This window comes from Shewanella marina JCM 15074 (genome assembly GCF_000614975.1).
Classification (GTDB): Bacteria; Pseudomonadota; Gammaproteobacteria; order Enterobacterales; family Shewanellaceae; genus Shewanella; species Shewanella marina.
On sequence record NZ_BALM01000002.1, the window covers coordinates 273,372 to 288,143 of the forward strand.

The window sequence follows — 14,772 nt, forward strand, 5'->3', positions numbered from 1 at the left end:
TAATAAAAATATTGCTCAATGGAGCTGAGTGAGCTAAACGTGAAAAAGCAAAGACCTGTCCATTTAGATCTGCAGACCATTCACTTTCCTGCGACTGCGATTGCATCAATTCTTCACCGTGTTTCTGGTGTCATTATGCTATTTGCTGTTGGTATTCTCATCTGGTTACTTAATGAATCATTATCATCACCAGAAGGATTTGCCCAAGTACAGCAATGGTTCGATAGTATTATCTTAAAGTTTATCGTTTGGGGGATTTTAACCGCGCTAGGTTATCACCTGCTGGCTGGTATTCGACATTTGATAATGGACTCAGGACGTTGGGAAGAATTCGATTCAGGTAATAAGTCAGCAAAAGCTGTATTTGTTATCGCAATTATCTTTTCAGTATTAGTGGGAGCATGGTTATGGTAACAAATGCAGCCAGTTTTGGACGCAGCGGTGTCCATGATTATATTTTAATCCGTGCGAGCGGCATTATCCTCGCTTGTTATACCTTGTTTTTACTCGGTTTTGTGTTAACAAGCTCACCACTTACCTATGATGCTTGGCAAGGACTCTTTAGTGCATTGCCAATGAAAGTCTTTACCTTATTGGCGCTAGTTGCGGTGTTAGTTCACGCATGGATTGGCGTTTGGCAAGTGCTAACTGATTATATTAAGCCGTTAATGTTAAGAGGTTTTTTACAGTTTGTATTTGTCGTTTTGGTATTAGTTTATTTGCTAGCTGGCATTAGCATCGTGTGGGAGGTTTAAGTGAGTATTCCAGTTCGTGAGTTTGATGCTGTGGTGATTGGCGCTGGTGGCGCTGGTATGCGAGCAGCATTGCAGATTTCCAAAGAAGGAAAGAGCTGCGCATTATTATCGAAAGTATTTCCAACCCGTTCACATACTGTGTCGGCGCAAGGAGGTATTACAGTCGCTTTGGGTAACGCCCATGAAGATAACTGGCAATACCATATGTACGATACCGTCAAGGGATCTGATTTTATTGGTGACCAAGACGCCATTGAATATATGTGTCAAACGGGGCCAGAAGCGGTTATTGAGTTAGAGCAAATGGGCTTACCATTTTCTCGTTTTGAAGATGGCACCATTTATCAACGTCCATTTGGTGGTCAATCTAAAAACTTTGGTGGTGAGCAGGCGGCTCGTACTGCAGCCGCGGCAGACCGTACAGGTCACGCGTTATTGCACTGTTTATATCAACAGAACGTCAAAAACAAAACTGAAGTTTTTTCTGAGTGGTATGCCTTAGATTTAGTTAAGAACGAAGACGATGTCATTGTTGGTTGTACTGCAATTGATATCGAAAGTGGTGAGATTGTTTACTTTAAAGCAAAAGCCACTATTTTAGCGACAGGCGGCGCAGGCCGTATCTATGCTTCTACCACTAATGCCCATATTAATACTGGTGATGGTGTCGGCATGGCGGCTAGAGCGGGTATTCAGTTACAAGATATGGAAATGTGGCAATTCCATCCGACAGGCATCGCTGGCGCAGGGGTATTGGTTACTGAAGGTTGTCGTGGTGAAGGTGGTTACCTGCTGAATAAAGATGGTGAGCGCTTTATGGAGCGTTATGCGCCTAATGCTAAAGACTTGGCTTCTCGTGACGTTGTAGCTCGTTCAATGATGACTGAAATTCGTGAAGGCCGGGGTTGTGACGGCCCAATGGGACCTCATCTACAATTGAAACTTGATCATTTGGGTAAGGCGACATTAGAAGAGCGTTTACCGGGCGTATGTGAATTATCACGTACCTTTGCGCATATTGATCCTGCTGATGGTCCAATCCCTGTTATCCCTACTTGTCACTATATGATGGGCGGTTTACCGACCCGTGTTAGTGGTCAAGTTATCAGCAAAGATGCCGATGGTACTGAACATGACGTAGTGGGTTTGCTCGCTGTAGGTGAAATTGCCTGTGTATCGGTACATGGTGCTAACCGTTTAGGCGGTAACTCGTTATTGGATCTCGTGGTGTTTGGCCGTGCAGCTGGGCAGCATTTAGGTAAAGTGTTGGATGCAACGCCAAACCCTAAAGCCGCGTCAGAAGCTGAGATTGAAAAATCACTGGCACGCTTAAATCGTTGGGAAAACAACAAAGACGGTGAAGATCCTGCGCAGATCCGTAAAGATTTACAGATGTGTATGCAGCTTAACTTCTCGGTATTTAGAACGGGTGAAGCGATGGCTGAAGGTTTAGTGGAGCTGAAAAAGATCCGCGACCGTCTAGCCAATGCCAAGTTATCTGATAATTCAAGAGAGTTTAATACTCAGCGAATTGAATGTTTAGAACTTGATAACTTAATGGCAACGGCGATTGCGACTGCTTATGCTGCAAACTATCGCACAGAGAGCCGTGGTGCCCACTCTCGTGAAGACTTTGTTGAACGTGATGACGAGAATTGGTTATGTCATAGCTTATTTAATCCAGTGACTGAAGAGATGAGTCGCCGTGATGTTAATATGGCACCGATTCACCGCGAAGCATTTCCACCTAAAAAACGTACCTACTAGGAGCTTACGATGAATTTAGAGATTGCAGTTTATCGATATAATCCTGATGTAGATACCAAACCCTACATGCAGGACTATTCTCTGGAATTACCAGAGGGGACTGACATGATGGTGCTTGATGTGCTGATGAAGCTCAAAGAGCAAGATCCATCACTAGCATTTCGTCGTTCTTGCCGCGAAGGAGTATGTGGCTCGGATGGTGTTAATATGAATGGCAAAAATGGTTTAGCTTGTATTACACCTGTTTCAAGTTTTAATGGTAAGAAACTAGTTGTAAGACCTTTACCAGGAATGCCTGTTGTTCGCGATTTGATAGTTGATTTAACTCAGTTTTATAAGCAATATGAGAAAATAAAACCGTATTTAATCAATGATGACAAAACACCTGCACGCGAACACTTACAATCGATAGAAGATCGTGCTCATTTAGATGGTCTTTATGAGTGTATTATGTGTGCATGTTGTTCAACGGCTTGTCCATCATTTTGGTGGAATCCTGATAAGTTTATCGGTCCAAGTGGTTTACTCCATGCGTACCGTTTTCTTATTGATAGCCGTGATACTGCGACAGAAGAACGCCTTGATGCGCTAGATGACGCTTATAGTGTGTTCCGTTGTCATGGCATTATGAACTGTGTTGATGTTTGTCCTAAAGGATTAAATCCAACTAAGGCCATTGGGCATATTAAATCTATGTTATTGAAGCGAGCGGTATAGATGCACAAAAAAGGACTTTTCTTTTCAAAATCCTTCTAATTATAGAGAGTCATTATCAGGCTGGTGATGGCTCTTTTGTGTGTTTGTAGTTATAGCAGTTACATTAAGCCGCTGAACTTTAATGTAACTGGTATTAGATAATAAGTGCGAGTTTGGCCATCTATCATGTGTTGAAAGGAATAAAAATGCAGCAAGGCATCATGAAAACATGGTTTGAATCTCTCATTTTAATGGGGCAAATTCGACCTATATTGAGCAAATGTATGAGGCCTATCAAGACAACCCTCTGTCAGTATCGGATGATTGGCGAGCGGTGTTTGATAACCTTCCAGTAACGAATGAAGCTGCTCTGGATATGCCAGAAGTATCGCACTCAAAAGTTCGTGATTATTTCCGCAGTTTAGCACTTGAGGGCTATAAGCGAGGTAGTGGCGGCGTTTCAGATCCTGAGTTGGATGCAAAACAAGTTAAGGTGTTACAGCTAATCAATGCCCATCGTTTTAGAGGACATCAAAATGCCAACCTTGATCCGTTAGGATTATGGAAGCGTGATGTTGTGGCAGAACTTGATCCAAGTTTTCACGGTTTAACTGTGGATGACATGGACAGAGAATTTAATACCGGTTCGTTTGCTTTTGGTGGTGAAACCATGAAGCTAGGCGAACTCGTTAAAGCGCTAAAGAGCACGTATTGTGGCTCGATTGGTGCTGAATATATGCATATCACCAACACTGAAGAAAAACGTTGGTTACAGCAGCGCATTGAGCCTAATTTAGGCAAGGGCGTATTTTCAAGACAAGATAAGCTTCGTTTGCTTGATGGTCTGAATGCTGCTGAGGGCATGGAAAAATATTTAGGGGCAAAATTCCCTGGTGCCAAACGATTCTCACTTGAAGGTGGTGATTCGTTAGTGCCGATGATGCGTGAAATTATTTATCGCGGCGGTGAGGCTGGTACCAAAGAAGTGGTGGTGGGTATGGCTCACCGCGGACGTTTAAATTTATTAGTGAATATTTTAGGTAAACGTCCTTCAGAGCTATTTGATGAATTCGCAGGTCGTCATAATGACACGCTCGGCTCGGGTGATGTGAAGTATCACCAAGGTTTCTCATCTGATTTTGAAACTCCAGGTGGTAATGTTCACTTAGCTTTAGCCTTTAATCCATCACACTTAGAAATTGTTAATCCTGTGGTAATGGGCTCTGTTCGCGCACGTATTGATCGCCGCGGCTGTGGTGATGGTACCCAAGTGATGCCAATTACGATTCATGGTGACTCGGCTATTGCTGGCCAAGGCATTGTGCAAGAAACCTTTAATATGTCACAAACTCGTGGCTTTAAAGTGGGCGGTAGCATTCGTATTGTGGTCAATAATCAAGTGGGCTTTACCACTTCAAATCATCATGATGTGCGTTCAACTGAATACTGTACTGATATTGCTAAAATGCTACAGGCACCGATTTTCCATGTGAACAGTGATGATCCTGAAGCGGTTGCGTTTGTGTCACAGTTAGCGGTTGATTACCGTAATTTATTTAAGCGTGATGTGGTGATTGATTTAGTTTGTTATCGCCGTCATGGACATAACGAAGCCGATGAGCCAAGTGCAACTCAGCCATTGATGTACAGCAAAATCAAAAAGCATCCAACCACCCGTAAAATTTATGCGGATAAATTGATTGCCGAAGAGACCCTCGGTGCTGATGATGTGATTGGCATGATCAATGATTATCGTGACGCTTTAGATCACGGTGATTGTGTGGTTAAAGAGTGGCGTCCAATGACACTGCATTCTGTCGATTGGAGCCCGTATATTGGTCAAGATTGGGATGCTGAATATGATCCGACTTTGCCTATTGAAAAGGTTAAAGATTTAGCCAATAAGATTTGTGATGTGCCCGCAAGCCATAAACTACAATCACGAGTGGCAAAAATTTACAAAGACAGACAGTCGATGGCTGATGGTGATAAACCATTAGATTGGGGCTTTGCTGAAACATTAGCTTATGCCTCTATTTTAGTCGAAGATAAACGAATCCGTATTACCGGCCAAGACTCTGGTCGCGGTACGTTTTTTCATCGTCATGCCGTACTACACAACCAAAATGATGCGACGACTTACTTACCGCTGCGTAATGTCGCAGACCAGCAGGGGCCAATTGATATTATTGACTCTGTTTTATCAGAAGCATCAGTACTGGCATTTGAATATGGTTATGCAACGGCAGAGCCGGGTGGATTAACCTTATGGGAAGCTCAATTTGGTGATTTTGTTAACTGCGCGCAAGTGGTAATTGACCAGTTCTTGTCATCAGGCGAACAAAAGTGGGGCCGTTTATGTGGTTTAACGATGTTGTTACCGCACGGCTATGAAGGTCAAGGCCCTGAGCATTCAAGTGCACGTTTAGAGCGATTCCTTCAGCTATGTGCCAACCATAATATGCAAGTATGTGTGCCATCAACACCAGCACAGGTTTATCACATGCTACGTCGTCAAGTCTTTAGACCGATGCGTCGACCATTAGTGGTGATGTCACCTAAATCATTATTGCGTCACCCATTAGCTGTATCGAGTTTAGATGAGCTAGCTAATGGTAGTTTCCAAAATGTCATCGGTGAAATTGATGATATCGATCCAAGTAAAGTTGACCGCGTTATCTTCTGTAGCGGTAAGGTTTACTTTGAATTGCTCGAACGTCGCCGTCAGGAAGACATAGATAATATAGCGATTGTACGTGTTGAACAGCTGTATCCATTCCCACATGACCAAATGCTTGAGTTATTGGTGCAATATGCTCACGTAACTGATTTTGTATGGTGTCAAGAGGAGCCGCAAAACCAAGGCGCTTGGTACTGTAGTCAACATCATTTCTGGCATGCGATACCAAAAGGTGCGCAGTTAACTTATGCAGGTCGTGAAGCTTCAGCTGCACCTGCGTGTGGTTATGCAGGGCTACATGCTAAACAACAAGAAGCGTTAATTCGCGATGCATTAAAGTTAAATTAACAACCAATTTAAAAGGATAGTGACCAATGAGTATCGAAATTAAGGTACCTGTATTACCAGAGTCAGTAGCGGATGCAACGATTGCAACTTGGCATGTACAAGCGGGCGAACAGGTCACCCGTGACCAAGTGTTGGTTGATATTGAAACTGATAAAGTGGTGTTAGAAGTACCGGCACCAGCAGATGGCCAAATCTCAGAATTTTTAGGTGCAGAAGGTGATACTGTACTCGGTGAGCAGGTGATCGCGCAGTTTATGCCTGGTGCGGTTGTTGGCCAAGAAGTCACCAAAGCAGAGGCCGCTGCATCAGCGCCAGTTGCTGAAGTTGAAGCAAGTGAAGAAAATAATGATGCATTAAGTCCATCTGTGCGCCGCCTAGTGGCTGAGCATAATTTAGATGCGAGCCAAATTAAAGGTTCTGGTGTGGGCGGGCGTATTACTAAAGAAGATGTTGAAGCTTTCATTAAGCAAGCTGGTAGTGTCGCAAAACCAGCTGTTCCTGCACCTGTTGCGCCATTGGGCGAGCGTAGTCAAAAGCGTGTGCCGATGACCCGTCTTCGTAAAACCATTGCTAACCGTTTACTTGAAGCTAAGCACTCAACTGCGATGTTAACCACCTTTAACGAGGTTAACATGAAGCCGATTATGGATATTCGTAAGCAATATCAAGAGGTGTTTGAGAAGTGTCATGGTATTCGTCTTGGCTTTATGTCGTTTTACGTTAAAGCGGTGACAGAAGCGCTAAAGCGTTACCCTGAAGTAAATGCGTCTATTGATGGTGATGATTTGGTATATCATAACTACTTTGATATTAGTATTGCGGTATCAACACCTCGTGGATTAGTCACTCCAGTATTACGTGATACAGATAATATGAGCCTTGCTGATATTGAGCATGCGGTACGTGAACTTGCGATTAAGGGTAAAGATGGCAAGTTGACAGTAGACGATATGACTGGCGGTAACTTTACCGTGACTAACGGTGGCGTATTTGGTTCGTTAATGTCGACACCTATTTTAAATTTACCGCAAAGCGCTATTTTAGGAATGCATGCCATTAAGGATCGACCTATGGCGGTTAATGGTCAGGTAGAAATTCTGCCTATGATGTATTTGGCGCTTTCTTACGATCATCGCATTATTGATGGTCGTGAATCTGTTGGTTTCCTAGTAACCATTAAAGATTTACTAGAAGATCCAACACGTTTATTGCTTGACCTATAAATAGGCAATAAATGTATCGTGATTGACCTTCGGGTCAATCTCAATTCACCTGAAGTGTATGGATATAACAATATGAATTTGCATGAATATCAAGCAAAAGCACTGTTTGCTGAATATGGATTACCAGTGTCTGAAGGTTTTGCTTGTGATACAGCTCAAGAGGCTGTTGAAGCGACAGGCTATATCGGCGGTGATATGTGGGTCGTAAAGTGTCAGGTACATGCTGGTGGTCGTGGTAAGGCTGGTGGCGTAAAAGTAACTGGCGATAAAGAAGAAGTTCGTGCCTTTGCTGAGCATTGGTTAGGTCGCAATTTAGTGACCTATCAAACTGATGAAAATGGTCAGCCTGTAGCAAAAATTTTGGTTGAAAGCTGTACTGATATTGCCAATGAGCTTTATCTTGGCGCAGTGGTTGACCGCGCAACTCGTCGTGTTGTGTTTATGGCCTCAACTGAGGGCGGCGTAGAAATTGAAAAGGTGGCTGAAGAAACACCTGAACTGATCCATAAAGCGATTATCGATCCATTAACTGGCCCTCAGTCATATCAAGCGCGTGATTTAGGTTTTAAGCTTGGTTTAACGCCAGTGCAAATGAAGCAGTTCACTAAAATCTTTATGGGTTTAGCGAACATGTTTAATGATTATGATTTCTCACTATTGGAGATTAACCCATTGGTGATCACCAATGAAGGTAATCTACATTGCTTAGATGGCAAGATTGGTATTGATGGTAATGCATTGTTCCGCCAACCTAAGTTACGTGAAATGCACGATCCATCTCAAGATGATGCTCGTGAAGCACATGCCGCTAAATTTGAACTTAACTATGTAGCGTTAGACGGTAACATCGGTTGTATGGTCAATGGTGCTGGTTTAGCGATGGGGACCATGGATATTGTTAACTTGTTTGGCGGTAGTCCTGCTAACTTTCTTGATGTAGGCGGCGGCGCGACTAAAGAGCGTGTAGCTGAAGCATTTAAGATTATTCTGTCAGACAGCAATGTAAAAGCCGTATTAGTGAATATTTTTGGTGGTATTGTTCGTTGTGACATGATTGCTGAAGGTATTATTGGCGCTGTACAAGAAGTGGGCGTAAAAGTACCTGTAGTTGTTCGCCTTGAAGGTAACAATGCAGATAAAGGTCTACAAGTGTTAGCTGAAAGTGGCTTAAATATCATCGCAGCAAGTGGTTTACAAGACGCTGCCCAGCAAGTAGTTGCAGCTGCTGCGGAGGTTAAATAATGTCAATTCTAATCAATAAAGAGACCAAAGTTATTTGCCAAGGCTTTACTGGTGGTCAAGGTACGTTCCATTCAGAGCAAGCGATTGAGTATGGCACACAAATGGTCGGTGGTGTTTCTCCGGGCAAGGGTGGTCAGGTTCATCTTGGTTTGCCTGTATTTAATACGGTAAAAGATGCCGTTGCAGCGACAGGGGCGACCGCATCAGTTATCTATGTACCAGCTCCATTTTGTAAAGATGCTATTTTAGAAGCGATTGATGGTGGTATTGAAATCATCGTTTGTATTACTGAAGGCATCCCAACCTTAGATATGTTACAGGTTAAAGTGAAGCTGGAAGAAACAGGCGTACGCATGATTGGCCCTAACTGCCCAGGTGTGATTACACCGGGTGAGTGTAAGATTGGTATTATGCCGGGTCATATTCACCAACCAGGTAAAGTGGGCATTGTGTCTCGCTCTGGTACCTTAACTTATGAAGCTGTTAAGCAAACAACTGATGAAGGTTTCGGTCAATCTACTTGTGTCGGTATCGGTGGCGATCCAATTCCTGGTACAAATTTCATTGATGTTTTGGAGATGTTTGAAAACGATCCAGAAACTCATGCGATTGTGATGATTGGTGAGATTGGTGGTACAGCGGAAGAAGAGGCTGCGGCTTACATCAAAGCACATGTGACAAAGCCAGTAGTGTCTTATATTGCGGGTGTAACCGCTCCTGCTGGTAAGCGTATGGGCCATGCTGGTGCCATCATTGCAGGTGGTAAAGGCACGGCAGAAGATAAGTTTGCTGCACTGGAAGCTGCTGGTGTGACGACCGTTCGTTCACTGGCTGATATTGGCAGTGCTCTGCGTACTCGTACTGGGTGGTAATTTCACGTTGAAATATGCATTAAGGCGCCTTATGGCGCCTTTTTTATTGGATATAGGATAATGCTGACAATTATTTATCTGTTGTTACCACTGTTGCTATTGGTATTGCTGGGATTTAGTTTAGCCAAACTTGAGTTTTTAGATAAAGCGCAATTACAAGGATTAACTAAATTTACTTTTTACCTGATTATTCCTGCCTTTTTGCTATTGAATATGAGTCAGGCCAACTTACAAGCCGATGGCTTATGGCCTTCAGTCTTGAGCTTTTATCTTTCAGTGGTTGCCGTTTACGGTTTGTGTTTATTGATTGCCTACTTTGCGTTTAAGCAAAAGATGATTGCAGCGCCCACATGGGCTTTATCAGCTTGTTACTCTAATACCGTGTTGGTGGGTATTCCAGTCATTATTGCCAGTTTAGGTCAGGCTGCGAGTGTCAATGTCTTTGTGATTATTGCCTGCCATAGTCTGATTTTATTTAGCCTAACATTTTTCATTACCGCTAAAGCCAGTTGTCAGCAACAACGCTGGTTCAGTATATTCAAAGGCTTGGTGGTTAATCCCGTAGTCATGCCTTTAACGCTTGGGTTAATGATTAATCTCATCGATTTACCTATGCCTAGCGTATTACTTAATACGCTTACATTGCTTGCAAAACCTGCGTTACCTTGTGCGTTGTTTGTATTGGGGGCGAGTTTGAGTCTTTATCGATTACAAGGGCAGTGGTATAGCAGTATTGTAGCAAGCATTGTCAAATTGGCATTATTGCCTGCAGTAGTTTTAGGCGTGGGTCAATATCTGTTTGGATTAACAGGGCAAGTTTTAGCTGTCGTGGTCATACTAAGTGCTTGTCCTTTAGGGGTTAATGCTTACTTAATGGCGGTTAATTTAAAACAGCACCAAGTTGCCGTTGCATCAACAGTGGTATTAACCACGTTACTGAGCACGGTGACGTTACCCTTGTGGGTTTATTATTTATTATAGAATTGGATTAAAGATATAAAAAAACCAGCCAGAGCTGGTTTTATCATTAAGTTAAAAACTTATTCGTCGTTGTGCTCGCAATCTTCATTAGTGCAATTACCATACAAGTATAAGCTATGGTTAGTCAGGCTTATATTATGCTTCATTGCAATTTCACGTTGACGAGCTTCAATTACTTCATCAGAAAACTCAATCACTTTACCACAGGTAAGGCAGACTAAATGATCGTGGTGATGTTGGGTCGATAATTCAAAAACGGCTTTGCCACTTTCAAAGTGATGGCGGGTCACTATCCCTGCATCGTCAAATTGGTTAAGTACTCGATAAACAGTCGCAAGACCAATTTCTTCACCAAGATCTAATAATTTTTTATATAAATCTTCAGCACTGATATGTTGGTTTTCTGGTCCTTGCATCAGTTCGAGGATCTTGACTCGTGGTAAAGTTACTTTTAAACCCGCTTTTTTCAGCGCTTGATTGCCATCTGTCATTGCTAATCTCTTGATTGCAGAACCAATAAATCGGTTCATCCGTGGATAATGTATTTCATTATATGTGCATCAATGACAAACTTAAACCTTTGAAGTGACCTTATTTGAAATAAAACGATTAAAATCTGTTTGATCGTTCAAGTTATTTCCATACTATTGTGTAAGGTTTTGAATTGGGAGGCGATTGATGTACCAACGAATTGTCATTTTAACGGGCGCAGGTATTTCGGCGGAGTCAGGGCTACAAACTTTTCGTGCTGCAGATGGCCTTTGGGAACAACATAATATTGAAGATGTTGCCACTCCTGAGGGATATCAACGTGATCCACTGCTCGTTGAGCGTTTTTATAATAGTCGTTTAAGTCAATTTAGCGATCATTCGATTAAACCTAACTTAGCACATCTGGCATTGGCTAAATTGACTCGAGAGTTTGATGGGCAAGTACTATTAGTGACGCAGAATATCGATGATTTGCATGAGCAGGCTGGCTCGACATGGGTGCATCATATGCATGGTGAACTGCATAAAGGGCGCTGTCCTATTACTCAGCAAACATTTGCGATGACACATCCTTTTGGTGAGCATTCCGTCTGCACATGTTGTCTACCGGCGCAAAAACTACGACCACATGTGGTGTGGTTTGGTGAAATTCCGATTGGTATGCCTGCAATTCATCAAGCTTTGGCGCAGTGTGATCTTTTTATTGCGATTGGTACCTCGGGTACGGTTTATCCTGCCGCTGGATTTGTTGATGAAGCTAATTTTGCAGGGGCACAAACACTATCAATAAACATTGATGCGATCAGTAGCGATAGTCTGTTTCAATATCACTTGAAAGGTAAAGCGAGTGAGATGGTGCCATTAGTGGTTGATAAAATTTTAGCGCATCAGCGCGTTGGAGAATAAGTGCAGTTAGTTGCCATTATTATGCGTGGTTTGCCCGGCAGTGTAAATCTTATTGGGTTGAACAATACCTTAAAAGTTTGCCGTTAGCTTCGGCATTTGCAGTTAAACAACGAGGTTATTTCTCTACCGATAGTTTGTTCTATGTTAATGGTGAATATCGTTTTAATAAAAATAAATTATCACAATATCATCAGCTTAATTTAACAGGGTTTATTCAGGCATTGGCTAATAGAGAGCCAACTGTGATTTGCGATAACACTAACCTAGCACGGTGGGAATATGCCGCCTATGAAGCTGCAGCTAGTGCGTTAGGCTATCAAGTTAGACATGTTTTAGTCGGTGAGCCATCCGATGTACAACATCAGCAACTGTGCGCTAAACGCAATCAACATGGGCTCGATTTTAATCAAATAAAACGTATGGCTGCAGTGTTTGAAATAGATTAGTACATCAATATTACATAAGGAGTATGTATGCAGATCGTTAAGGTTGATGGCAGCAATAAGCATGAATACCCAAACTACCTGAAGTTGCTATTTTCAGAAGCTTTAAGCTAGTTCAGTTCTAGGCACATCTATGCTGGAATGGTGGTTCCCTTTTAAGTAGGTGTAACAACGAACTGGGCTTGCTTAAAGTTTTCTTGGATGGGTTTTAACGCTTTTTATGCGCGTTATTGATTTTGATAAGGGACTAACCATTAACTTCAATCAATGCCTTGTCTAAAATACGTTAAACTCCCACTGAATCCTGCAACTTCAAATAGCTTGGGTATAGATATGAACTTGGCGCAAGCTATGAGGCTGAGTTTTCTAAAATAATGGCTAAGCAGCCCAATCAAGATGGCTTATTTACATTGGATACTGAGCTAGGTGGTGACGTCACGGGGTACTTGTTATTGGTTGATGATGTGCCAGCGGGTTTTACCGCCATCACCGAGCAGCCTAAAGCATGTTTTGAAGTTTGTGACTTTTATATTGTGCCTTATTTTAGAAAAAATAAGCTCGGACGTGACTTTATCACTGTATTGTTTGCCGACTTAGGTGGCAGCTGGCAAATTAAGCAGGTGGCAGGTGCTGAGCATGCGGTTAAGTTTTGGCGAGAAGTTATTGGTGATTACACTCAACAGCAATACGCCGAAGATACATATCAAGATCCCAAATGGGGCAGGGTAACACGGCAGCAGTTTCGCCATTGAGCACATCTGTATAATTGATTGGAGTAATATATGGCACATCACAAAATTAATTATATTGAAATTCCAACAAGGGATCTGGTTCAGACGAAGGCGTTCTTTAAACAGGTTTTTGACTGGCAATTTATTGATTATGGCCCTGAATATTCAAGCTTTAGTCAACAGGTCATCGATGGCGGATTTTTTCAATCAGAGTTAAGTGTTGATAGTGCTATTGGTAGCCCTTTGATTGTGCTCTATAGTGCTAATTTAGAACAAACCTTAGCCGATGTAGTCAATGCTGGTGGCAGCATCATTAAACCCATATTTAGTTTTCCTGGTGGCCGCAGGTTTCATTTTACTGAGCCTGCTGGTAATGAATATGCGGTGTGGTCTGAATAGGAAAAAGGACGCGGCGGCGTCCTTTTGTTTATATGAAACTTAGATCTCTTAATTAATTTAAGCGTTAGGCTTCAAACTGATCTAAGAAACTTTGTGAAGGGATGAAGTACAAGGTGCCTGTTTTTGCTTCAACAAAGTCAAGTAAACGATCGTAATGGCCATTTTCATCAGCATACATCATTTGGGTAAGTGATGTTTCAATCACACTTGGTGTCGCAGCAAAGCCGACAAACATAGTGCCGTGCTCCATTGCATTACCAAATGGACGGTTTTGACGTAGCATTTTGATTTCAATACCGTCAATTTCAACCTTACTTTTGGCATTATGTGCCCAAGCTGGTTTTTCATCGTCATCAAGTTCAATGTTGTCCATCTTACGACGGCCCACAACTTGTTCTTGGTATTCAGTTGTTTGGCTATCCCAGTCATGTTGACGGTCTATGTACTTCTGTACTACAAGGTAACTACCACCTTGATGCAACTCGACATCTTCAGCCACTAATACAGATTCAATACGCTCGTTGCCTGTTGGGTTTTCTGTACCATCAACAAAATCGATCATGTCGCGATTATCAAGGTATTGATAGCCTTGAACATCTTCAATTAGGCCCGCAATCGTATGTAATGACTTGGCAATATGTTTAGCCACTTGGAAATTAAAGTCCATGCGCTGTGATTTGATCATAAAGAAAATATCACCAACAGTACTTGGGAAGCTGCGATTACCATCACTCATTGCTTTGAATGGATGTAATTGGGCAGGCATTGGTTCATTTGGGAATAGTTGCTGCCAACCATTAAATGAAAATCCCATAGTGACGCTTAAACAAGCGCTAGGATCTTTTTGATTAATGTCTTTTAAAATGACGCTCGCGTGTGACAAACAATCATTAATTTTATCTTGATCGGCTGTTAATGGCGTATTTAAGGTAAAGGTTAAGTATTCAGCAAATTGAGTTGGGTTAGAAAGTACCCCAGGTTGAGCAAGTTCACTAAGATGTTGCATAAGATCCCATCCTAAATTGAAATAATGACAATAATTAAAATTGATACCTAAATGACTCAATTATTTTCCATAAGATGATGAGTTTTTTGGGTATCAATTTGGTCTTGTAGCATCTGTGTTTAAACAACTGCAACAATATAGCTGATACATGTGTGATGAGGTAGTGTTTAAGTATAAAATCTTGCAGTAGATCAATACAAATGTATCTGTGTGGATTAAATTAATTTATTG

The 14,772-nt window shown here is 42.1% G+C and carries 13 protein-coding genes and 2 pseudogenes; 13 read left to right on the top strand and 2 right to left on the bottom strand.

Annotation, left to right across the window (positions count from 1 at the left end):
- Window positions 1–18 precede the first annotated feature (18 nt).
- From sdhC to JCM15074_RS03025, 9 genes and pseudogenes are all read left to right on the top strand, one after another.
- Window positions 19–414: a succinate dehydrogenase cytochrome b556 subunit gene (sdhC, locus tag JCM15074_RS02985; protein WP_025819830.1), complete on the top strand. Its 396-nt coding sequence runs from the start codon at window positions 19–21 to the stop codon at window positions 412–414.
- A complete protein-coding gene (gene sdhD, locus JCM15074_RS02990; RefSeq protein ID WP_025819831.1) occupies window positions 408–755 on the top strand; it encodes a succinate dehydrogenase, hydrophobic membrane anchor protein in 348 nt (115 codons plus the stop codon). The genes sdhC and sdhD overlap by 7 nt, the downstream gene beginning before the upstream one ends.
- On the top strand, window positions 756–2,522 hold the full coding sequence (sdhA, locus tag JCM15074_RS02995; RefSeq protein ID WP_025819832.1) for a succinate dehydrogenase flavoprotein subunit: 1,767 nt from the start codon (window positions 756–758) through the stop codon (window positions 2,520–2,522).
- A 9-nt stretch (window positions 2,523–2,531) separates the two neighbouring features.
- Window positions 2,532–3,239 carry a succinate dehydrogenase iron-sulfur subunit gene (locus JCM15074_RS03000; RefSeq protein WP_025819833.1) on the top strand — a complete coding sequence of 236 codons (708 nt, stop codon included), beginning with the start codon at window positions 2,532–2,534 and terminating at the stop codon, window positions 3,237–3,239.
- A gap of 185 nt (window positions 3,240–3,424) precedes the next feature.
- Window positions 3,425–6,246 (top strand): annotated as a pseudogene (sucA, locus tag JCM15074_RS20630) (2-oxoglutarate dehydrogenase E1 component).
- A 26-nt stretch (window positions 6,247–6,272) separates the two neighbouring features.
- On the top strand, window positions 6,273–7,469 hold the full coding sequence (odhB, locus tag JCM15074_RS03010; protein WP_025819834.1) for a 2-oxoglutarate dehydrogenase complex dihydrolipoyllysine-residue succinyltransferase: 1,197 nt from the start codon (window positions 6,273–6,275) through the stop codon (window positions 7,467–7,469).
- Window positions 7,470–7,541: 72 nt separating this feature from the next.
- Window positions 7,542–8,711: an ADP-forming succinate--CoA ligase subunit beta gene (sucC, locus tag JCM15074_RS03015; RefSeq protein ID WP_025819835.1), complete on the top strand. Its 1,170-nt coding sequence runs from the start codon at window positions 7,542–7,544 to the stop codon at window positions 8,709–8,711.
- Window positions 8,711–9,583 carry a succinate--CoA ligase subunit alpha gene (gene sucD / locus JCM15074_RS03020; RefSeq protein ID WP_025819837.1) on the top strand — a complete coding sequence of 291 codons (873 nt, stop codon included), beginning with the start codon at window positions 8,711–8,713 and terminating at the stop codon, window positions 9,581–9,583. Before sucC ends, sucD begins: the two co-directional genes overlap by 1 nt.
- A gap of 60 nt (window positions 9,584–9,643) precedes the next feature.
- Entirely contained in the window at window positions 9,644–10,564 is a 921-nt protein-coding gene (locus JCM15074_RS03025; RefSeq protein ID WP_084266945.1) for an AEC family transporter, read from the top strand.
- A 59-nt stretch (window positions 10,565–10,623) separates the two neighbouring features.
- Here the strand turns inward: JCM15074_RS03025 and fur are convergent, their stop codons facing one another.
- Window positions 10,624–11,055, bottom strand: coding sequence for a ferric iron uptake transcriptional regulator (gene fur, locus JCM15074_RS03030; protein WP_025819840.1), 432 nt, complete (start codon window positions 11,053–11,055; stop codon window positions 10,624–10,626).
- Window positions 11,056–11,242: 187 nt separating this feature from the next.
- Between fur and JCM15074_RS03035 the strand changes: the two genes are divergently transcribed.
- The 4 genes and pseudogenes from JCM15074_RS03035 to JCM15074_RS03055 all read left to right on the top strand — a co-directional run bounded on the left by JCM15074_RS03035 (window position 11,243) and on the right by JCM15074_RS03055 (window position 13,535).
- Window positions 11,243–11,962 (top strand): NAD-dependent deacylase, encoded by a 720-nt coding sequence (locus JCM15074_RS03035; RefSeq protein WP_025819841.1) that lies wholly within the window; start codon window positions 11,243–11,245, stop codon window positions 11,960–11,962.
- Between the two features lie 21 nt (window positions 11,963–11,983).
- A pseudogene (locus JCM15074_RS20635) lies at window positions 11,984–12,408 on the top strand (AAA family ATPase).
- Between the two features lie 371 nt (window positions 12,409–12,779).
- The gene (locus JCM15074_RS20640) at window positions 12,780–13,157 is read left to right on the top strand and encodes a hypothetical protein (RefSeq protein ID WP_025819843.1); all 378 of its coding nucleotides are present in this window, start codon (window positions 12,780–12,782) and stop codon (window positions 13,155–13,157) included.
- Window positions 13,158–13,187: 30 nt separating this feature from the next.
- Entirely contained in the window at window positions 13,188–13,535 is a 348-nt protein-coding gene (locus tag JCM15074_RS03055) for a VOC family protein (RefSeq protein WP_025819844.1), read from the top strand.
- Window positions 13,536–13,599: 64 nt separating this feature from the next.
- On the opposite strand, the gene JCM15074_RS03060 is transcribed toward JCM15074_RS03055, so the two are convergent.
- Complete coding sequence (locus tag JCM15074_RS03060) at window positions 13,600–14,541, bottom strand: Dyp-type peroxidase (RefSeq protein ID WP_025819845.1); 942 nt, start codon at window positions 14,539–14,541, stop codon at window positions 13,600–13,602.
- Between the last annotated feature and the right edge of the window lie 231 nt (window positions 14,542–14,772).